This is a genomic window from Desulfobacula sp. (assembly GCF_030611305.1).
Classification (GTDB): Bacteria; Desulfobacterota; Desulfobacteria; order Desulfobacterales; family Desulfobacteraceae; genus Desulfobacula.
The window spans coordinates 45,702-66,393 of record NZ_JAUWQB010000006.1; the positions used below are offsets into that span (position 1 = coordinate 45,702).

18 protein-coding genes are annotated in these 20,692 nt (G+C 41.9%); 12 read left to right on the top strand and 6 right to left on the bottom strand.

Features of this window, described 5'->3' with window-relative positions; translation table 11 throughout:
- Window positions 1-79: 79 nt before the first annotated feature.
- Window positions 80-565 carry a response regulator gene (locus QAI40_RS02135; protein ID WP_299977198.1) on the top strand — a complete coding sequence of 162 codons (486 nt, stop codon included), beginning with the start codon at window positions 80-82 and terminating at the stop codon, window positions 563-565.
- A 61-nt stretch (window positions 566-626) separates the two neighbouring features.
- Here QAI40_RS02135 and QAI40_RS02140 read toward each other — a convergent pair whose 3' ends face one another.
- A complete protein-coding gene (locus QAI40_RS02140) occupies window positions 627-1,628 on the bottom strand; it encodes a tRNA 4-thiouridine(8) synthase ThiI (protein ID WP_299977201.1) in 1,002 nt (333 codons plus the stop codon).
- A gap of 13 nt (window positions 1,629-1,641) precedes the next feature.
- On the opposite strand from QAI40_RS02140, the gene nth reads away from it, so the two are divergent.
- Window positions 1,642-2,277 (top strand): endonuclease III, encoded by a 636-nt coding sequence (nth, locus tag QAI40_RS02145; RefSeq protein ID WP_299977203.1) that lies wholly within the window; start codon window positions 1,642-1,644, stop codon window positions 2,275-2,277.
- A gap of 15 nt (window positions 2,278-2,292) precedes the next feature.
- On the opposite strand, the gene QAI40_RS02150 is transcribed toward nth, so the two are convergent.
- The 4 genes from QAI40_RS02150 to QAI40_RS02165 are packed head-to-tail and all read right to left on the bottom strand — an operon-like array spanning window position 2,293 to window position 6,620.
- On the bottom strand, window positions 2,293-2,676 hold the full coding sequence (locus tag QAI40_RS02150) for a hypothetical protein (protein WP_299977206.1): 384 nt from the start codon (window positions 2,674-2,676) through the stop codon (window positions 2,293-2,295).
- A gap of 48 nt (window positions 2,677-2,724) precedes the next feature.
- Window positions 2,725-4,425, bottom strand: coding sequence for an ABC1 kinase family protein (locus QAI40_RS02155; RefSeq protein WP_299977209.1), 1,701 nt, complete (start codon window positions 4,423-4,425; stop codon window positions 2,725-2,727).
- A 17-nt stretch (window positions 4,426-4,442) separates the two neighbouring features.
- Entirely contained in the window at window positions 4,443-4,745 is a 303-nt protein-coding gene (locus QAI40_RS02160; RefSeq protein ID WP_299977213.1) for a phasin family protein, read from the bottom strand.
- A 27-nt stretch (window positions 4,746-4,772) separates the two neighbouring features.
- On the bottom strand, window positions 4,773-6,620 hold the full coding sequence (locus QAI40_RS02165) for an acyl-CoA dehydrogenase (protein ID WP_299977216.1): 1,848 nt from the start codon (window positions 6,618-6,620) through the stop codon (window positions 4,773-4,775).
- A 272-nt stretch (window positions 6,621-6,892) separates the two neighbouring features.
- Here QAI40_RS02165 and QAI40_RS02170 point away from each other — a divergent pair, with 272 nt between their 5' ends.
- The 7 genes from QAI40_RS02170 (at window position 6,893) to QAI40_RS02200 (ending at window position 16,461) form a co-directional block, all read left to right on the top strand.
- Entirely contained in the window at window positions 6,893-7,732 is an 840-nt protein-coding gene (locus QAI40_RS02170) for an MBL fold metallo-hydrolase (protein WP_299977219.1), read from the top strand.
- Between the two features lie 32 nt (window positions 7,733-7,764).
- Complete coding sequence (locus QAI40_RS02175) at window positions 7,765-9,054, top strand: AmpG family muropeptide MFS transporter (RefSeq protein ID WP_299977222.1); 1,290 nt, start codon at window positions 7,765-7,767, stop codon at window positions 9,052-9,054.
- Between the two features lie 474 nt (window positions 9,055-9,528).
- Window positions 9,529-13,974 (top strand): FAD-dependent oxidoreductase, encoded by a 4,446-nt coding sequence (locus tag QAI40_RS02180; protein WP_299977224.1) that lies wholly within the window; start codon window positions 9,529-9,531, stop codon window positions 13,972-13,974.
- Complete coding sequence (locus QAI40_RS02185) at window positions 13,974-14,411, top strand: hydrogenase iron-sulfur subunit (RefSeq protein ID WP_299977227.1); 438 nt, start codon at window positions 13,974-13,976, stop codon at window positions 14,409-14,411. Before QAI40_RS02180 ends, QAI40_RS02185 begins: the two co-directional genes overlap by 1 nt.
- Before the next feature lie 40 nt (window positions 14,412-14,451).
- Window positions 14,452-15,120 carry a methylenetetrahydrofolate reductase C-terminal domain-containing protein gene (locus tag QAI40_RS02190; RefSeq protein ID WP_299977230.1) on the top strand — a complete coding sequence of 223 codons (669 nt, stop codon included), beginning with the start codon at window positions 14,452-14,454 and terminating at the stop codon, window positions 15,118-15,120.
- Window positions 15,117-16,049 (top strand): methylenetetrahydrofolate reductase, encoded by a 933-nt coding sequence (locus QAI40_RS02195; protein ID WP_299977233.1) that lies wholly within the window; start codon window positions 15,117-15,119, stop codon window positions 16,047-16,049. Before QAI40_RS02190 ends, QAI40_RS02195 begins: the two co-directional genes overlap by 4 nt.
- 109 nt (window positions 16,050-16,158) lie before the next feature.
- Window positions 16,159-16,461, top strand: coding sequence for a YebG family protein (locus QAI40_RS02200; protein WP_299977236.1), 303 nt, complete (start codon window positions 16,159-16,161; stop codon window positions 16,459-16,461).
- 41 nt (window positions 16,462-16,502) lie between these two features.
- Here QAI40_RS02200 and QAI40_RS02205 read toward each other — a convergent pair whose 3' ends face one another.
- A complete protein-coding gene (locus tag QAI40_RS02205; protein ID WP_299977239.1) occupies window positions 16,503-17,369 on the bottom strand; it encodes a nitroreductase family protein in 867 nt (288 codons plus the stop codon).
- A gap of 149 nt (window positions 17,370-17,518) precedes the next feature.
- Between QAI40_RS02205 and nfsA the strand changes: the two genes are divergently transcribed.
- The 3 genes from nfsA to QAI40_RS02220 all read left to right on the top strand — a co-directional run.
- The gene (gene nfsA / locus QAI40_RS02210) at window positions 17,519-18,250 is read left to right on the top strand and encodes an oxygen-insensitive NADPH nitroreductase (protein WP_299977242.1); all 732 of its coding nucleotides are present in this window, start codon (window positions 17,519-17,521) and stop codon (window positions 18,248-18,250) included.
- 218 nt (window positions 18,251-18,468) lie between these two features.
- Window positions 18,469-19,101 carry a response regulator gene (locus tag QAI40_RS02215; protein WP_299977245.1) on the top strand — a complete coding sequence of 211 codons (633 nt, stop codon included), beginning with the start codon at window positions 18,469-18,471 and terminating at the stop codon, window positions 19,099-19,101.
- Between the two features lie 119 nt (window positions 19,102-19,220).
- On the top strand, window positions 19,221-20,692 hold a 1,472-nt coding region (locus QAI40_RS02220; protein WP_304511433.1), incomplete at its 3' end, for a two-component system sensor histidine kinase NtrB.

A 20,692-nucleotide genomic window follows, 5' to 3' on the forward strand; every position in this document is an offset into this window, starting at 1 on the left:
ATGATTTATAATAAGATTATGGCGCAATGCATTAATTGCCATGCCCTTTACCAAAACCTTTAATTGATCGGAAGAAAATATGTCAAATATCAGCCTGGAAAACAAAAAGATTCTGATTGTTGATGATGAACCAGATGTTCTTGATTCTTTGGAAGAATTGCTCGACATGTGTACACTAGTCAGGGCACAAACCTTTGAAGAAGCAAATAATTTTCTTAAGACCCAGAAGTTTGATATGGCAGTTCTTGATATTATGGGTGTTGACGGTTATCAGCTGTTGGAAACCGCCACCAAGAAAAATGTTATAACAGTGATGCTTACAGCCCATGCCCTCAGTCCGGATAATATTAAAAAATCCTATCTTGGCGGTGCCTGTTCGTATATACCCAAAGAAGAAATGATCAATATCGAAACCTTTCTTATTGATGTGCTGACTGCTAAAAAGGAAGGGAAAAATCCCTGGACAAGCTGGTACACAAGGCTTGCATCATTTTGTGATGAAAAATTCGGGCCAGACTGGGACAAGGATGAAAAAGAATTCTGGGAAAAGATGATTTATTATTAAATCAATTATCAGCTATTTTAAAAACGGTTAACCCCCTTTAGGCCAGACTTAAAGGGGGTTTTTATATCATTAGATTTTTAAACTCCACCGCCTTGATTGTTTTGACGCAGAGGATATTTCCCTTTTCCTTTTTTATGACCCTTATGTCTACAGTTTCTTCCGGGTTTGATTTGGTATACCCGGCACAGATCATGGCTGCCGTTTGAATGTTTTTCTGGGTAAATCTTCCTGTAAGGATCACATCAGGGCCGGGCAGTTTAGCATGTTTCAATAAAATATCTTTGTCTTTATTAAGATATTTGAGCAGATGTTTGTTGTCATCTTTTGAACGCCCTGCAATTACTTTTGTTTTTAAATCCAGCCTGAAGTGTCTCCCATGTTTTAAGAAATACAGCTCTCTTTTATCAAATACTTTTTGAACAGTCATCAGGTCTTTGAGTCTTTTAGAAAAAATTTTATCCGTTAAAAGACAACCACCGGCAGGAGACGGGTATTCTTTAATCCCAAAATCCTTTGCCAATTGCATTTGAATTTTTCTTGATCTGCCTGAAATATCCAAAAGCTTTTTCCTGTCAACCAGGCCTTTTTGTTCCACAAGGGTTTCCGGTAACAGTTTTGCACACAAAGGTCTTAAAATCTGCCCGTTAAAGCCTGAGTTTTTTTCCACGTATCGTAATGAATTTTTATTCTGGGATTTGGGTCTTTGGCCTAACACTTCTCCGCTGAACAGAAAATGAAAGCCTTTATCTTTGAGAATTTCACCTGCCTTGGAAAACATCAATGCATGACAGTCCATACAGGGATTCATGTTTTTTCCAAATCCGGCCTTGGGATTTTTCATCATTTCCATATACTCATCTGTGATATCAAGTGTGATCAGCGGGATACCGGTTTGAATTGATGCTTTCTGGGCAGATTCAGATGAAAAAAAAGGAGTTTCAAGGCAAATCCAGGTTACGTCAATTCCCTGGTGTTGAAGCAGCAGGGCAGACAGGATACTGTCCAATCCTCCGGAACAAAGGCCCAAGCCTTTAATCCGGCTTGAGGTTTTTTCAATCTTCATATATACCCACTCTATGACATTAAATGAATCAAAAATAAAAACAATTCTTGAAACATTAAGAGACAGGTACCCTGTTGTCAAGACCCAGCTTGAACATCAAACACCTTTTCAACTGCTCATTGCCACCATTATGTCTGCTCAATGCACGGACAATCAGGTTAATAAAGTATCAAAAAACCTGTTTGAAAAATATCCTGGTCCTGAAGATTTGGGCCGTGCCCCCTTAAATGACATCAAACGAATCATCTATTCCACGGGTTTCTATAATAATAAAGCTAAAAATATTAAAGCCTGTGCCCTTGCAATTCTTAACGGGTATCAAGGCATGGTGCCGGAAGATATCAGCAAACTTATCAAGTTGCCGGGAGTGGGCAGAAAAACTGCCAATGTGGTGTTGTCGGCGGCTTTTGGTCATCAGACAATTGTTGTGGATACCCATGTGTTAAGAATTGCTGGAAGGCTTGGCCTGACGGAAAGCCGTGACCCCGTAAAAGTTGAGTATGAATTAATGGGGATCATACCCAAAACATCCTGGCGTGATTTGTCCCTGCAATTGATTTATTTTGGAAGAGAAATCTGTGATGCCAGAAAACCGCTTTGTGAAGATTGCCCGTTATTTAAACTCTGTCTGACAAAAGGAAAGGGATAAAATCTGTAAAGCAATCTATGAATCTTTTTTTAGTTCCCAGAATTCGCGGCTTTCTTTGAGGATATCATTAATATCATCATCAACTATATCGTCCTGAAGAATATCATCCATTTCAATATCACTATTATCACTTTCCTGATTTCCTGTTTCATCTGATTCGGGAATATAACTGCCTTGCCTGTCAAACATGAAGCTGCCGCTTAAATGAATATCAAAATCCAGCCTAAAGGCAATTTTATTATTATAAACAACAATTTCACCTCCTTTGTATGAAAGAGCTGCCGCGGCCATCTTTTTTTTTAGAACTTCCTTGACCACAGCCGGGTCTATGTCATCCTTTACGGCTTCGATCAGATTTTTTTCACCATTTTTGATAATATCCGGATCAGTGATTTTCATTGAAGACTCCCTTTCTAAGGTTTTTCTGGTTCTCCGAGCACTTTATTGTCACAGCCGTCCTTTTTTAATGATGGCGACCAGTAGCCAGATTCCCATAACGGCAGCAGCAGTGAACCCTGCAATCCCAATCACGGACACCCCGAAAAGCATAGGCGGAACTTTGGAATTAATCACCATGGCGGACCCTATTATCAATGCCGCTATAATGATTGAAAAAGAAATTCTATTGCTGGTCTGATCCTGGGTATTCAACATTTTATCAAGTCCTTCAATCTTCATATTGAATGAGAGTTGCCCCGATTTTGCAAGACGCATGATTTCAACGGCATCTGTCGGGAAGAGCTGAAGTAATTTATAGGATTCTCTTGCAATTCCCATAAATTCTTTAGCGATTCTTGAAGGGTTGAACTTTCTGTATTTTGCAGCAGTTACATAAGGCACTGCATGGGAAATCATATCAAAGTCAGGATCAAGTTTTTTGGCAGTTCCTTCTATGGAGATAAAGGCTTTCATCATCAGGAAAAAATCCGGCGGAATTCTGAGTTTATGGGTGGCACAAAGTTCGAGAAACCGATTCACCATTTTTGCAGTTTTAATATCTTTTAACGCTTTTGAGAGGTGCATGGATACAAATAAAGAAATATCTTTTTCAAGAGATGTGAGGTCCGGCTGGATTTCGTATTCAGCTATCTCGCACACCAGCCTTGCCGTGAGTTTAAAGTTATTTGTGGCAATACTGTGGATCAGATCCACAAATACTTCCCGGGTGCTTTGATCCACAAATCCTGTCATTCCAAAGTCCACAGGGCAGATACGGTTTTTTTCCATGACAAAGATATTGCCGGGATGAGGATCTGCATGGAAAAATCCATATTCAAACACCTGCTTCATTATGAAATCGGCACCCCGCCGTGTGAGCAGCTTTTTGTCAAGTCCGGCCAATTCAATTGCATCCACGTCATCAGCCTTGATCCCCTTAATATACTCCATGGCCAGAACCCGAACACTTGATTCGGCAAAATATACTTTGGGAATATGGATGGTTTTATCATTTTTGAACTGGTCGGCCATTTGTTCCATATTGGATGCTTCAATGGAGTAATCCAGCTCTTTTTCAATGGTTTTGACAAATTCTTCCACAATTTTGACGGGTTTAAAAAGAGCAACCTCCTCAATATTGTTTTCCATTATGGAAGCTATGTGAAGCATAATTTCAAGGTCTGTTTCAATACTTTTCCGGATACCGGGTCTTTGGACTTTTACGGCAATCTGATCATTGCTGTTGATTTGTGCTCTGTGAACCTGTCCAATGGAAGCACTGGCAAAAGGTATTTCTTCTATCGAGTCAAAAATCTTGTCATGGGGCTTGCCAAATTCAGACGCAATAATGGTTTTTACATGTTCAAATTCAAAAGGCGGAACATGATCCTGCAGCTTTGAAAGTTCATTTAAAAGATCAACCGGAATAAGGTCGGGACGGGAAGAAAGAACCTGGCCCATCTTGATAAACGTCGGGCCAAGTTCTTCAAGCCCCATTCTGATCCTCTGATTTTTGGAAAGCTTTTCAACCTTTTCGTGGCTTTTGACAAAAGGAATGAGCCCAAGACCGGATTCAATGTAACGGTCAATCTTCATGGCATCAATGATGTTTTCAAAGCCATACTTTAAAATGATGCCGATGATTTGCTGATACCGCCGAAGATGGCGGTATCGTTTGCTCACCTTGCCAATTTTTTTAATACTCAGCATAAAAGGTCAATGATCACTTATTTCAGATCAGACAGTTTTTTTGTAAGATTATCAATTCTGTCATTGAGCGTTTTAATATCGGATTTTGACGGAAGGTCCAGCTTTAAGAGTATTTTTTCAATGGTTTTTTCAATTTTTTTATCAAAATCGGCCTTTGCATCTTCATACTTTTGCTGACATTCTTTTAGAAAATCTTTGGCTTCATCCTGGTCCATTTTGGAATTTTTAGCAAATTCTTTTGCCAGGTCTTCGATTTCCTTTTTAGACCTTAATGCCAGCCCAACGCCTGTTAACAGGCTTTTTTTCAGATACTCAAACATGTTTCCTCCACTCTCCAAAAAAATAGTTTATTTTGATCCAAAAGAGACGGTGAGAATGTCTTCCACACTGGTGTCTCCCTCCAGGATAGCATCCATCTTACCATAAGCTGACGGAAGAAGGGTATTAATAAAAAATTTAGCTGATTCTATCTGGCCTGCATAAAAGGCAGCATCTTTATTTTTGGAAGCTTTTGCTGCAACAGCTTCCTTATCCAGGCTGCCTACTTTTTTAGCCAGCTTGGGTGCGGCGACAGATGCCCGCCACAGATGCATCCATGCAAAGGTGACATCCCCTGTTACTTCAAGGAAGGGATGGGCAAAGGCATAGGCATTCAAGGCCTTCTCAGACCTGGCTCTCTGACCGATTTCCCGGGCAAGGGTTTCAAGCCTTGATACGGCATGGGTAACCTTTTCAACCAGGCCCTCAATCCCTTTAATCCCTTTGGCCTCTTCAACAGTCTTTTTCATCAGGTCAATAAAGTATTGAAAGCTTTCGCCTTTATTCATGGAAAGTTTTCTGCCGATAAGATCCATGGCCTGGATACCATTGGTGCCTTCATAAATCATGAAAATTCTTGAATCCCTCATTAATTGTTCAACAGGAAATTCACTGACATAGCCGTAGCCGCCATAGACCTGTACGCCATGGGAACAGATTTCTAAGGCCTTATCTGTGATATACCCTTTAACAATAGGGGTCAAAACTTCAATCAATGCACGGGTATCGGCTTTCAGTTGTTCATCCTCTGTTACGCGAACAATATCAGAGCATTTGCCATAATAGTAAATCAAAGATCGCATGCCTTCCGTATAGGCTTTCATATTCAGAAGCTGACGTTTTACATCCGGATGCTGGATGATGGTAACATCTTTTGCCGCCGGGTCTTTTCCAGCGAGAAGGTGTCTTCCCTGAACCCTGTTTCTGGCATAATCAAGGGCATACATATAAGAAGCAGACGCTACTGAAAACCCCTGCAAGCCGACAAAGGCACGGGCTTCATTCATCATCTGGAACATTTCGGGCATGCCTTTGTTTTCTGCACCTAAAAGTGTGCCGATACAGTCCCCTTTTTCTCCAAGGGAAAGAGAGGCTGTGGAATTACCGTGAATTCCCATTTTATGTTCCAGGCCCGTACAGACGACATTGTTGAATTCACCCAGGCTGCCGTCCTCGTTGACATGGTACTTAGGGACCAGGAACAGGGAGATTCCTCTTGTTCCTGCAGGAGCACCTTCAATTCTTGCCAATACCGGGTGGATGATATTATCGCACAGATCATGTTCTCCGGCAGAGATAAATATTTTTGATCCCTGGATGGAATAGGTGCCGTCCTCATTTTTTGTTGCCGAGGTCGTAAGCGCCCCCACATCAGACCCAGCCTCTGGCTCAGTTAAAAGCATGGTACCGCCCCATTTGCCTGCAAACATTTTTTTCATGTAAAGTTTTTTTTGTTTTTCATCACCAAAGGCTTCCACCAGCTTGGCCGCACCGTGTGTCATGCCGTAGTAAAGCATAAATGCTGAGTTGGCCCCCACCATGTATTCAAGGGCAGCACACCCGATGAGTTTTGGCATTCCCTGACCGCCAACCTCAGGATCATCACACATGGCCAGCCATTCACCTTCACAATAGATTTTCCAGGCCCGTTTAAAGGATTCGGGGACTGTAACCTTTCCATTTTCAAGTTTGCATCCGATTTCATCTCCATCTTTAAACGTGGGAAGGATCTCTTTTATAGCCAGGTTTCTAGCTTCAGAAATAATCAGGTCGATCGTTTTTTTGTTAAATTCTTCAAATAACTCATGTTCAACCATCCCGATCTGTTCATGCAAAACAAAATCAACATCTCGTCTGTCAGCGATAAGTTGTGCCATATAATCTATCTCCTTTTATATAATTGTTTCTAATATATGTTGAACCTCAACAGTATTTTCCTAAGCAAAATAAACAGAATTGTCAACCTGTGAGCACGAAAAAGTTTGATTACGCTTAACAATTTTTATAAATACTTAACAAATCTTTGAGTTAAACGAATTCATAAAAACTATGAATTTTGAAATAATTGCATTGCATGACACGACTCAGTTCAGCTTAAAAAATTAATTATTAAGTGGACGAAGAATTTAAGTTATGATACAGGAGCATAATGGATATTAAATGCTGGGGCTCTAGAGGGTCGATATCTGTATCTGGAAAGCAATATCTCAAGTACGGAGGTGACACCACCTGTATCGAGATTACTGCGAAATCGGGAGAAACGATTATTGTCGATGCAGGAACAGGTATCCGGCACATCGGTAATTCTTTTATCGAAAGCAATATCACCCGGTATTATCTTCTGTTTACCCACGCCCACTGGGATCATATTCTGGGTTTTGTTTTTTTCAGGCCGCTTTTTTTCAGTAAAGTTAAAATAATGATTCAGGATCGCAAATTTTCAGGCATCTATACCAGGGATGTTTTAAATGAAGTTATGAAGCCGCCTTTTTTCCCCATCGGCTTAAAGGATCTGGAAGCAGATATCAAATTTGAAAAAGCATTGAATAACACTTTTGCTGTCGGTTCTATCAAGATAGAAACCATTCCACTCAGCCACTCCGGTGGTGGGCTGGGGTATAAATTCATTGAAGACGACAAATCGTTTGTGTTTTTAACGGATAATGAGCTGGGGTTTGATCATCCTGAAAGCATGGGATTTGATGCGTATCTGAATTTTTCACGGAATGCGGATCTCTTGTTTCATGATGGAGAATACACTGAAGAGGAATATAAACGAAAGAAGGGGTGGGGGCATTCTTCGATTCAGGACGTTCTGGATCTTGCCGTAAAAGCCAATGTGAAAAAGCTTGGGTTGTTTCATCTGAACCAGTATCGAACCGATGACCAGATGGATAAAATTATTAATGAGTGCCGGGCGGATTTGAAAAAGAAGAATTCGGTTCTTGATTGTTTCGCCGCTTCCTGCAATATGGCAATACATCTTTAAAAATAAAAAACATAAAATTTAAGTCATACTACATGGAACAAAAGTCAAAACGTTCTTTTTTACAAATCACCAGGATCATGCTGTCCTGGAAAATGATAGCCATGTTTTTTTTTGGATTCTCTTCCGGGTTTCCGTTTTACATTATCAAAGACGTATTAAAATTATGGATGACAGAGTCTGGTGTGGATCTTGCGACCATCGGTCTTTTTTCTGCCCTGGGCCTGCCGTATACCTTGAAATTTGTCTGGTCTCCATTGATGGACGGATATGTACCAAGATTTTTAGGACGGCGGAGGGGATGGATACTTATCGCTCAAATAGGGCTTATGATGAGTATCGCACTTATAGGGCAATTCGACCCTTCAAAGTCACTATTCTGGATAGTTTTCATGGCATTGTGCATCAATTTTTTCGGGGCAAGCCAGGATATTGCCCTGGATGCATTCCGGCGTGAATATTTAACCAGCGACGAACTGGGATTCGGCACCGGTGTCTGGATGAATGCATGGCGGCTTGGCATGTATGTTTCTATCGGAATTGCACTTCTTACAGAATTAAATATCAGTTGGGCCAGCATTCATATTATCCTGGCATTGATGATGGGAATTGGAATTTTAACCACTCTTTTTGTTCCTGAACCAAAAGTCGATGCATCACCACCGGTTTCAGTTAAAGAAGCGGTTATTGAACCCTTTGTTGAATTTTTTAAACGCCACAGCGCTATTCTTGTTCTTTTATTTATCCTGTTGTACAAAATCGGGGATAATATGGCCGGTGCCATGACGATTCCGTTTATACTCAAAATGGGGTTTTCCAAAACAGAATATTTCCTCATTGTCAAAGGGATCGGAATGTTTGGACTTTTTGGCGGGGTGATTCTGGGAGGATCTATCATGATCCGCCTTGGTATTGCCAGATCCTTATGGGTGTTTGGAATCCTTCAGGCCATCTCCACAGCATTGTTTGCCATTATGGTTATGGTGGATCACAATTCCATGATCTGGGTGGACTACAGGCAAGTTATTCTGGGGTGTATTATAGGGTTTGAATTTTTTTCCACAGGGCTTGGCCAGGCTGCCTATGCCACCTATATGGCAATACAGACCAACAAGCGGTTTACGGCGACTCAATATGCATTACTGACAAGTTTAATGGCTGTCCCGGGTGTTGTTGCAGCTTCCGCTACAGGGTTTATGGCAAAATATCTGGGATGGGATGTGTTTTATTTTTTTTGTGCAGTTATTGCAGTTCCGGGACTGCTGCTCTTGTTTAAAATTGCTCCCTGGAATGCAAGTAATGAAGAATTGGAAACAACACATTGATTGGATATCTGCAAATAGTGCTTGACAAAGAATAGTCTTTTTTTTACTTAAATGCTGAAAAAATAGCAAAAGCTATAGATTTGTTTTATTAACCAGACTGCTTTATTTGAGATGTGAAGGTTTTTACATTATTGTGCAACCCAATTGCACTGATATAAAGAGACTGACCGGGACAATCCATTGGTCAGATAAAGCTTATTTTAGACTGCCGGTTTTCGGCCTTGATAAGCATCAGACAGATGTTTTCCAGGGCGGTCAAAGAACCGGTTTTTTTATATTATTTTGCAAACCATTGATTTGTAACGGTTTCAATCAAAGCAGGAAATCACATAAAGGCTTGATAAATTTAAAAAAATTAATTGTCAGTTTTTTTTGTCCAGACCGTTGTTTGCTTTATTGGGAATAATTTGGAGCAGACAGGGTTCATAGTTTTAAATTGTAAAGCTATTATAGAAAGGTTAGGAGGGTAAAATAATGACCCAAAATTCAACACCAAAGGAAGATCTTGCAGGTTCCGTCATGGTTCTTGGCGGCGGAATTGCGGGAATGCAGTCTGCAATAGATTTAGCCAACTCAGGCTACTATGTCTATCTGGTTGAAAAATCATATGCCATCGGCGGTATGATGGCAATATTGGACAAGACATTCCCGACCAATGACTGTACCATGTGAGTGATCTCACCCAAACTGGTCGAGGTCGGCCGGCATCTGAATATTGAACTACTGACAAATACTCAGCTTATTGAACTTGACGGTGAAGAGGGAAATTTCACCGCAAGAGTAAAAGAAAATCCAAGATTTGTTGATCTCTTGAAATGTACATCATGCGGGGAATGCGCCAAGGTTTGTCCTGTGGAAGTACCCAGTGAACATAACATGGGGCTTGCCCAGCGGAAGGCCATTTTTAAGCAATACGAACAGGCCATACCGGGAGCGTACGGGATTTCCAAACGATCCACGGCTCCGTGCAAGGCCACTTGTCCGGCCCATGTGAGCATCCAGGGGTTTATTGCCCTGATGAACCAGGGAAAGCATGCCGAAGCCCTGAAATTGTTTAAGCAAGAACATCCCTTTCCCGGCTCCTGCGGTCGTGTCTGTCACCATCCTTGTGAATTAGAATGCACCAGGGGAGACGTTGATGAGCCTGTTGCCATCCAATACCTTCACAGATATCTGGCCCAGCTGGATCTTGACGGTGATGAAATTTTTATTCCTGAAGTTGCTGAAAAACGTGATGAAAAAGTGGCCATTGTGGGGTCTGGCCCTGCAGGACTGACCACAGCCTATTATATGGCTCAAAAGGGATATGGAGTTACCATATTTGAAAAACTGCCTGTCAAAGGCGGCATGATGACAGTGGGCATACCGGAGTACAGGCTGCCCAAAGCCGAGCTTGCAAAGGAAATTGAAGTGATTGAAAACCTGGGTGTTGAGATTCAAACCTCGGTTGAATTTGGCAAGGATGTTACCCTTCAAAGCCTTAAAGAAGACGGCTACAGCGCATTGTTTATGGCGACCGGTCTTCATGGCTCCCGCGGATTGGGCGTCAAGGGAGAAGATCTGGACGGGGTAATCAAAGGGGTTGACCTCCTGAGAGATGCAGCCCTTGGCAAAGCCGAAAAACTTAGCGGCAGGGTCATGGTAATCGGTGGCGGTAATGTGGCGGTTGACGTTGCCCTCACAGCCAGGAGGCTGGGAGCCGATGATGTGACTATGGTCTGTCTTGAAAAACGGGATGAAATGCCTGCCTGGGATTATGAGATTGAAGAAGCCCTTGAAGAAAAGGTTAAAATTGTCAACAGCCTTGGGCCCTTAAGATTTATTGGTATAGACGGAAAGGTTGATGAAATTGAATTTCAGGAATGTACATCTGTATTTGATGAAAACGGCAGATTTAATCCCCAGTATGATGACTGCAAATTAACGTCCTATGAAACAGACATTATCATTGTGGCCATTGGTCAGATGGGAGAGCTTGAGTTTGCGGATAAGGAAGGCATTGCGTTAACCCCGCCCGGCGGGCTTGAGGCGGATCCTGTCACTTTGCAGACCCCCATCGACTGGGTGTTTGCAGGAGGTGATGCGTTTTACGGACCCAAATCGGTTGTGGATGCTATTGCCAGTGGAAAGACCGCGGCTGAGAGTATGCACAGGTTTATCAATGGCGAAGATTTGAATGAAGGCCGGGAAAAGTCCTGGGACTTTGAAAAACCAGATATCCTTAATGTGCCCCGAATTGAACGGGCAAAACCTTCCAAAATAAGTGTGGATGAAAGAGAAGGCAATTTCAAGGAAGTGACCCTGGATCTTGCCAGAGAAGCCATTGAAAGAGAAGCGGCCCGTTGTCTTTCCTGCGGGATCTGTTCGGAATGCTATCAGTGTGTGGATGTCTGTCTTGCAGAGGCTATCGATCATGAACAGGTGGCACAGATAAAAGAATTGAATGTGGGATCGGTTATTTTGACCACTGGTGCCACAACCTATGATCCGTCAGGGCTTGACGATATCTATATGTACAAGAGATCGCAAAATGTCATGACATCTATTGAGTTTGAAAGAATTTTAAGTGCCGGCGGCCCGACACTGGGTCATCTTGTCAGACCTTCCGATGAAAAAGAACCTGAAAAGATTGCTTTTCTCCAATGTATCGGTTCACGGGATACCAATAAGTGTGGAAACGGGTATTGTTCGTCGGTCTGCTGTATGTATGCCATCAAAGACGGCGTGATTGCCAAAGAGCATTCGGAGGTAGAGCTGGATGTGGCCATATTTAATATGGACATGCGAACCTTTGGTAAGGATTATGAAAAGTATTATAACAGAGCCGCAGACGAAGAAGGCGTGCGTTTTATTAAATCAAGAATCCATTCTGTCATTGAAGAACCCGGAACCGATAACCTGATTCTCAACTATGCCGACGAAGAAGGCAAGATGTGCCAGGAAATTTTTGACATGGTCATTCTCTCTGTGGGGCTTGTTATTCCAGAAGAGAGTGTGGAACTTGCCAAGCGGATTGATATTGATCTGGATAAGTATAATTTTGTAAAAACTAACGTTTTTAACCCTTTACAGACATCCCGGCCGGGAGTTTATGTATCAGGGTCTTTCCAGGGTCCCAAGGATATAGCTTCTTCCGTGACAGAGGCAAGCGGGGCAGCTGCGGCTGCCGGGATAAAACTCGCCGGGGCACGCCATACACAGACAAAAACGGTTGTCATGCCGGAAGAAAGAGATGTCCTGGGGGAAGAACCGAGAATAGGCGTATTTATTTGTAGATGCGGTATTAATATTGCCGGGGTAATTGATGTTGAGGCAGTGGAAGAATATACCAAGACCCTTCCCAATGTGGTGTATACCGGTGAAAACCTGTTTACCTGTTCTCAGGATACACAGGTGAGTATTAAGGAACTCATTGATGAACATCAGCTCAACCGGGTTGTGGTGGCATCCTGTACCCCGAAAACCCATGAAGGCATCTTCATGGATACCTTAGAGGAGGCGGGGTTAAATAAATATCTTTTTGAAATGGCCAATATCAGGAATCAGGGTTCTTGGATGCATTTTCATGAACCTGAAAAAGCCACGCAAAAAGCCAAGGATCTGGTTCGAATGGCTGTGGCAAGGGTGGCAACCTTAGGGCCGCTCCATGATAAACGAATTTCAGTGATTGATAAGGCTCTGGTGATCGGCGGGGGTATTGCCGGCATGACTGCAGCCAAAGGGCTTGCTGATCAAGGCTATGAAGTTACCCTGGTTGAAAAGGAAAATATCCTTGGCGGCTTGGGGAACCGGCTTCATCACACCATTGAAGGAGATGATATAAAGGCCTATGTAAAAGATCTTGTTGGAGCGATTGAAAGCCATGACAAGATAGATGTCCTTAAACAATCATTGATTGTCGGATTCGGAGGGTATAAAGGCAATTTTAAAACCACTGTTCTTGTGGGCCCATCCATGGAAGAAAGAAAAATTGACCATGGTGCCATGATCGTGGCAACCGGTGCAACAGAATACCAGCCCAAAGAATTTCTCTATAATGAAAGCGATGCCGTTGTCACCCAGATTGAACTCACCGACATGATTGAGGAGAAAAAGGCTGGGGATCTTGACCGGGTTGTCATGATTCAGTGCGTGGGATCAAGAAATGAAGAAAATCCCAATTGTTCACGAATCTGCTGCCAGAGTGCCGTCAAGAACGCCATTTCCCTGAAAGAACAGAATGCAGATACAGATGTGTTTATTCTTTATCGGGACATGCGAATGTACTCCATGCTGGAAGAGTATTACACAAAAGCAAGAAATCTCGGGGTCATCTTTTCACGGTTTGATCCTGAAAATCAGCCCGAGGTGGCCAAGGGCGAAGACGGGAAAATGACAGTGACGTTTACCGATCATGTTCTGGGTCAGAAAATAGAAGCCAGTGCAGATCTTGTTGTATTGAGTGCAGGCGTCAAGGCGGCGGATACAGAGGAACTTTCAACCATCATTAAAACCAATAGAAATGCTGAAGGCTTTTTTATGGAAGCCCATGTGAAACTTCGACCGGTTGAAGCGCCCACGGAAGGAATTTTTATCTGCGGTACGGCACACGGGCCAAAGTTGATCTCTGAAACCATTGCCCAGGCCATGGCGGCAGCATCAAGGGCCACCACATTCATCTCTCAGCCATATCTGACCCTGTCATCCGTAACAGCTGAAGTAGATCAGGATCATTGTGCCTCCTGTCTTGTCTGTGTCAGATCCTGTCCCTATGATGTGCCGGTCATAAATGAAATGGGTGTCAGTTACATCGATCCTGCCCTTTGTCAGGGATGTGGTGTCTGTGCAGCTGAATGTCCTGCTAAAACAATAAAATTAAACTGGTATGAAGATAATCAGTTGCTCAGCAAGGTGGAGTCTTTGCTGGAGGGGGTAATATAATGAATGACTTTCAACCGGTGATATTGGCATTTTGCTGTAATTTCTGAGGGTATTCAGCTGCGGACCTGGCAGGTTCCATGAGGTTGAAGATCCCTTCAAATTTTAGAATTATTCGTGTTCCCTGTACCGGAAAGGTAGATGTGATCCATATTCTGAGAGCCTTTGAAAAAGGGGCTGACGGCGTATATGTGGTCGGTTGTATGGAAGGGGATTGCCATTTCAACGAGGGAAATTTTCGGGCCAGAAAGCGCGTTGAGCAGGCCGCTAAAATTTTGGATCAGGTCGGCGTGGGGGGAGAACGGGTGAAAATGTTCAATCTTTCAGCTGGCGAAGGCCCGTTGTTTGCCCAGTTTTCCATTGAAATGGACAATATAATCAGGGAACTTGGGCCGTCTCCCATCAGGGTGGCAAAACAAAAAAAGAAAGACGCAGCTTAAAATAATAAATATAATTAACAGCTTAATATGAGGTTGGCGTATGATAATAGCAGAAAAAAAACCCATTGAAGAGATCATTGATGAAGTCAAAGACTTTAACCGACTCCTGATACTCGGGTGCAACGAGTGTGTAACCGTCTGCGAAGCGGGCGGTAAAAAGGAAGTGGAAATCCTGGCATCTGCTTTAAGGATGTATTTTATCAATAAAGGTGATGAGAAAGTAATCACTGAAAATACTTTGGAGCGCCAGTGCGACCATGAGTACCTGGAAGAACTTCGAAGCAATATTGATGATTATGATGCCATTGTTTCTCTTGCCTGTGGTGTTGGCGTTCAGTTTGCTGCGGAAAAGTATCTGACCACACCCTTAATTCCCGGGGTAAATACGGTCTGTCTGGGTGCCAATGAAGACAGAGGGCTCTGGACGGAAAGATGTCAGGCCTGTGGCTCATGCGTGCTTGCCAGGACCGGCGGAATCTGTCCGGTTTCAAGGTGTGCCAAAAGAGTGCTCAATGGTCCCTGCGGCGGTTCGACAAACGGTAAATGTGAGATCAGCAAAGATGTTGACTGTGCCTGGCAGCTTATTTTAGACCGGTTAAAAGCATTGGATAAAATGGGTGACTATGAGAAAATCGCACCGATTAAGGATTGGTCAACAGATAGAGCGGGCGGTCCAAGAACTGTAACCAGGGAGGATGTGAAGATATGAGTGATTTAAATACTGCAAGCAATCTGGAAAAAGTATTAAAAGCAGGACACATTGGTGTCACTTCCGAATGCGGGCCTCCAAGGGGAAGTGATGCGGATGAGGTCAAAAAGAAAGGTGCATTGATCAGGGATTATGTGGATGCCATCAATGTTACGGACAACCAGACTGCCATGACAAGAATGTCTTCTCTTGCAGCATGTGTGCATCTCAAGCTCATGGGTATTGAGCCGGTTCTGCAGATGGTAACACGGGACAGAAACAGGGTGGCTCTTCAAAGTGATATTCTGGGTGCCGCCTCTTTTGATATCCCGAATATGCTGTGTCTGTCCGGAGATCACCAGAGTTTTGGTGATTGCGCACAAGGTCAGAATGTTCATGATCTTGATTCCATGCAATTGGTTCAGACGGTTCGCTACATGCGGGATGAAGGAAAGTTTCTCGGCGGAGATGATATTAAACGCCCGCCAAAAATATTTGTGGGTGCTGCTGCCAATCCCTTTGCCGATCCGTTTGAGATCAGGGTGCCGCGTCTGGCTAAAAAAATTGCCTGTGGTGCTGAATTTATCCAGACCCAGTGCATTTATAACCTGGATAAGTTTAAAGAGTGGATCAAAATAGCAGCTGACAGGGGACTGACCGAAAAAACCTTTATCATGGCAGGCATGACCCCTATGAAATCCGTGGGTATGGCCAAATACATGAAAAACAGGGTGCCGGGAATGGATGTCCCGGATGAGATTATCAAACGCTTGGCCGGTGCTGAAAAAGGCAAGCAGGCCCAGGAGGGAATTGATATCTGTGTGGAACATATCCAGGAACTCAAGGAATTGAACGGGGTTTCAGGATTTCATATCATGGCTATAGAGTGGGAAGAAAAAGTTCCTGAAATAGTAGAAAGATCCGGGCTTTATCCAAGACCAGAAGTATAGTCAACATCCGTCAGAAGATCTTTAAAGGATACAGGTAAAGGAAAATTCCTTTACCTGTATCCTTTTTTATATTATGACTATAGAAAAATTATTACTCTGAGGAGATAAAATGGCTGTAATCGTAAAGTATATCGTTGTCAGGAATGGAGAGGAAAAGATGACATTTGCGACAAAAAAAGAAGCAGACGCCTATGATAAAATGCTTGATATTGCCGACAATTTGTTTGAATTCCTGGAAAGTTCAAAAATCAAGCTTAATGAGAATCAACTTGAGGACATCTCCCTGTTACTGGCAGAAAAAAGGGATAAACTGATGCCCATTTTAAGAGGAATCAACCCAAAGAAAAAACCTGCCAAAAAACCTGAACAAAAAGAGAATGTTGCCAAAAAATCCAAAGCACAAAAAAAATAGTCAGCAACATTTTTTTGCAAATTTAATTCCATTGCTATCTGTTACCGAATCCACTTTATTACAGGTTTTTTTCTTGACGCTGTATTGGCGTGCTTATATGCCGGAGATCCCATAATAATGCATGCATAAACCATACGACCTTTAGGCAGTTTAATAAGATTTCGGAGTTTTTTGCTGTACTTTAATGACAGGTTTAAAAAACCTATATAGCAGGTTCCAAGTCCTAATGAATATGCATAATTCATTATATTGCTTGCTGAAATATTGCAGTTTTCGTTAGAGAAGACAGCACCTTTCGGGGCATGTACAAGAATTAAAACAGGCGCATTATGAAGGATAAAGTCTCTGCCTTTTTCTGTTTCATCGATATAATACTGCATTGGTTCTACATACCTTGTGATGGTATCTGATACTGGAAACAGTTTCATCGTTTTATATATGAGGTTACCAGGGAATTTTTTTATAAAGTAAAAGATTTTTGTACTGAAAACAAAAACTGCATTTGAAATTTTGCTTAAAATTTTTTTATCGGAAATAACCAGATACCCAACATTTTGAGAATTACTTGCAGTGGGTGCATGGTTTACAAGACCGATTACTTTTTCAATTAATTCATCCGGAATATTTTTGTCTTTATACCGCCTTACACTTCTTCTTCCCCTTGCGATGGTTTCATAAACTTCTGGATTAATAAGGTCACCGTCTGTTTTTTTTATTTGCGCCTGATCAAGACCGTTATGCTCTATAGCCCCCTGAGGGCATACGGCAAGGCAATGGCTACAGCGGTTGCAATCATCCGGTGCAACTATTTCAGGAATACCGTCTATGTCTCTCCACACTATAGAAATGCAGTCTTTTACGCATAACATGCATTTTGTACATTTTTCTTCAATTCGTTGTATTTTCATAGTTTCTCATTTTTGTATATAGTATTCGGTGCTTCACTATAGTTTGTAATCCTTCCTTTTACCATATTTTTCATGTAACTTAAGGATAAACTCGTCACTGATGAAAGAGTTATCAGATAGACTAAAATTAATGAAGGAGCACAAATAATATGAATCAGGTTATTAATCTGTTGAAAAATCATCGCTCAATTCGGAAGTTTAAACCGGAACCCGTCAGCAATGAAAAGGTGCATGCCATTATTGAAGCGGCTGGCTGGGCGTCCACATCAAATTTTATTCAGGCCTATACTGTTATCCGTGTGAAAAATAAGGAAACGCGAAAACAGATTGCAAAACTTGCAGGCCCCCAGCCCTGGGTAGAAACAAGTCCGCTGTTCCTTGTGTTCTGTGCTGACTTAAAGAGATCTCAAGGTGCCTGTATTCATGAAAACAAAGAGATGGTATCAGGTTTTACCGAGCAGTTTATCATCGCCACGGTGGATGTGTCCCTTGCAGCTCAAAATGCTATGATTGCTGCGGAATCGCTGGGTCTTGGTGGTGTTTTTATTGGCGGTATCCGGAATGACCCTGAAAGAGTCTGTAAACTTCTGAAGATTCCTGATCATGTTTACCCGGTTTTCGGAATGTGTCTTGGATACCCGGATGAAAAACAGGAACAGAAACCAAGGCTACCGGTCAATGTGGTCCTGAAGGAAGATGATTACCAAGAGGATAAAACGGATCTGAAAAAGTACAATGAAATCTGTCGTGACTATTACCAAAATCGTTCCAACTCTTCCAGAGAGGATACATGGACAAGCCAGATATCAGTCATGATGAGCAAACCCGCACGTCCTCATATGAAAGCATTTTTAGAAAAAAGAGGATTTGAATTCAAATAAAACGGGGATTGGATAAGAATCATCAGTATGGAGAAAAATTGAATATTGACCCTATTTCATATTTTGTATAAAAATACATACTTATAGCTATTGTTAAATGATATAGAACGTGCATAATGAACCTGAAACAAAATAATATCCGTTTTTTTTATTGAGCGTCAATTTTAGAAGTTACTACTTCTAAGATTGATTATAAATAGCAAACATTTTGGGTGTTTATGAAAACAATTTCTATTGTAATAGCCGATGACCATCCAGTAATTCGAAACGCAATTAAAAATATTCTTAAGGGAAAAGATAAATTTAGAATTTTTGGAGAAGCGAATAACGGCATTGAATTATTAGCCCTTGTTAAAAAGATAGTTCCGGACATAGCCATTATCGACTTGGAAATGCCAAAAATGAATGGCTACGAGACCATCTCAAAGCTCCACACAATATATCCGGGAATAAAGATCATTGCCTTCAGCGGTTTTTTGAATGCAGACAACCAGCAGAAGGCCATCAAAACAGGAGCTGATTCGACTATTAGCAAAGCTGATTCCAGCAAGACTTTGATTGCAGCTCTTGAGGCCGTTATGCAAGGCGAAAAATATCATTCGAATGTATCTTCCAGCTTTTACGTAAAGCCATTGGAAGATAAAAATGATGCCTTATTAACCCTGCGGGAGAAACAGATCCTATCTTCGATCGCAGAAGGAAAAACCAGCAAGCAGATCAGTGAAGCTTACAATATTTCACACTGGACTGTTGATAAGCACCGTGCAAACATTAGGGAAAAATTAAAGATTAATAACCTATCCGAAATGGTTCGATATGCCATTGATAAAGGTTATATAGACTTGGGGTAGGTTGACCGGAATATTAAAAGCATTCTGATAGTTTTATGATTTGGGGTGTGTGCGGGATATGGCAAATATTCTGTCCACCCCAAAAATCGAATTCATTTATAGGTTAAAAGGAATTTCATATGACTGGAAAACCGACTTATGAAGAATTGGAACAAAGGATTCAGGAATTAGAGCGAGCAGAATCCGACCGCAAACAAGTCGAAGAGTTGCTGCGGGAGAGTGAAGAACGATATAAAGGGCTTTTTGTGAACATGGGCTCTGGAGTGGCCATATATGAAGTTAAAGGAGATGCGGAAGATTTTATCTTCAAGGATTTCAACAAAGCAGCTGAAAAAATATATAAACAAAAAAAAGAAGAGCTGATTGGCCGGAGTATTCTCGAAGTAAGGCCGCAAGTTGATGAGTTTGGTCTTATAGATGTATTCCGGGAAGTATGGAAGACAGGTAAGCCAAAGCATCATCCAATAACTCTTTACCAGGATGAAAAACTGAAGGCATGGTATGAAAACTTTATATATAAATTGCCTTCCGGTGAGATTGTGGCCAGATTTACCGATGAAACTGATAGCAGGCAGATGGAGGAATCATTAAAATATAGCCGGCTTCAATTAGAAGCTATTCTTAACAATCTTGATTCATCAATTTACATTACCGATATGGACTCCCATGAAATACTTTTCATGAACAATCACATGAAAGAACTTTTTGGAAAGGATCTAACCGGTCAAATCTGCTGGAAAGCACTTCATAAGAATCAGGATGGCCCCTGTGAATTCTGCACAAATGACAAATTGATAGATGCTGACAAAAAGCCAACTGGACCCTATGTATGGGAAATCCACAATCAAACGCTTAAGAAATGGTATGAACTGCACGATCAGGCGATTCCCTGGACAGATGGGCGCTTTGTACGTATGGAAATTGCTTTTGATATCACCTGGCGCAAGCAGGCTGAGGAGGAGCGAGGGAAATTGCAGGAAGAAGTCCTGAAAGTTCGCAAGCTTGAATCCCTTGGGACACTGGCCGGTGGCATTGCCCATGATTTGAATAACCTTTTGTTTGCGGTGATGGGAAATATTTCTCTGGCCGAAGATGACCTGAAACCTGAAATTGGAACGTCTGAAAATCTCAAGGCAGCCGAAAAGGCATGCATCAAGGCAAAGGAATTATCTGCACGGCTGATTACCTTTTCAAAAGGTGGCGATCCGGTTAAGAAAATGATGTCCATCAATGATTTGCTGAAAGATATAGTTATCTCAGCATTGAGCGGGTCTGACATCAAGCCTGCAATTTCCATATCTGATGATATCAGACAAGTAAATATTGATGAAGGTCAGATCAAACAGGTTGTCCGTAATATAGTTGTCAACGCTAAAGAGGCAATGGATGATAATGGACAACTCACGGTGTCATGCGAAAATGTTGATATGTCCGAAGAAGGTTACCTGACATTAGATCAAAGCGAATATATCAAAATATCCTTTGCCGATCAGGGAAGCGGAATATCAAAAGAAAACCTTGGAAAAATATTTGATCCCTATTTTTCAACAAAAGACATGGGGGCTGACAAAGGACAGGGACTCGGTCTTAC

What these genes read in the sequence shown, in the direction of transcription:
- QAI40_RS02135 (WP_299977198.1), top strand. Translation starts at nt 80, where the DNA reads ATGTCAAATATCAGCCTGGAAAACAAAAAGATTCTGATTGTTGATGAT.
- QAI40_RS02140 (WP_299977201.1), bottom strand. Translation starts at nt 1,628, where the DNA reads ATGAAGATTGAAAAAACCTCAAGCCGGATTAAAGGCTTGGGCCTTTGT.
- nth (WP_299977203.1), top strand. Translation starts at nt 1,642, where the DNA reads ATGACATTAAATGAATCAAAAATAAAAACAATTCTTGAAACATTAAGA.
- QAI40_RS02150 (WP_299977206.1), bottom strand. Translation starts at nt 2,676, where the DNA reads ATGAAAATCACTGATCCGGATATTATCAAAAATGGTGAAAAAAATCTG.
- QAI40_RS02155 (WP_299977209.1), bottom strand. Translation starts at nt 4,425, where the DNA reads ATGCTGAGTATTAAAAAAATTGGCAAGGTGAGCAAACGATACCGCCAT.
- QAI40_RS02160 (WP_299977213.1), bottom strand. Translation starts at nt 4,745, where the DNA reads ATGTTTGAGTATCTGAAAAAAAGCCTGTTAACAGGCGTTGGGCTGGCA.
- QAI40_RS02165 (WP_299977216.1), bottom strand. Translation starts at nt 6,620, where the DNA reads ATGGCACAACTTATCGCTGACAGACGAGATGTTGATTTTGTTTTGCAT.
- QAI40_RS02170 (WP_299977219.1), top strand. Translation starts at nt 6,893, where the DNA reads ATGGATATTAAATGCTGGGGCTCTAGAGGGTCGATATCTGTATCTGGA.
- QAI40_RS02175 (WP_299977222.1), top strand. Translation starts at nt 7,765, where the DNA reads ATGGAACAAAAGTCAAAACGTTCTTTTTTACAAATCACCAGGATCATG.
- QAI40_RS02190 (WP_299977230.1), top strand. Translation starts at nt 14,452, where the DNA reads ATGATAATAGCAGAAAAAAAACCCATTGAAGAGATCATTGATGAAGTC.
- QAI40_RS02195 (WP_299977233.1), top strand. Translation starts at nt 15,117, where the DNA reads ATGAGTGATTTAAATACTGCAAGCAATCTGGAAAAAGTATTAAAAGCA.
- QAI40_RS02200 (WP_299977236.1), top strand. Translation starts at nt 16,159, where the DNA reads ATGGCTGTAATCGTAAAGTATATCGTTGTCAGGAATGGAGAGGAAAAG.
- QAI40_RS02205 (WP_299977239.1), bottom strand. Translation starts at nt 17,369, where the DNA reads ATGAAAATACAACGAATTGAAGAAAAATGTACAAAATGCATGTTATGC.
- nfsA (WP_299977242.1), top strand. Translation starts at nt 17,519, where the DNA reads ATGAATCAGGTTATTAATCTGTTGAAAAATCATCGCTCAATTCGGAAG.
- QAI40_RS02215 (WP_299977245.1), top strand. Translation starts at nt 18,469, where the DNA reads ATGAAAACAATTTCTATTGTAATAGCCGATGACCATCCAGTAATTCGA.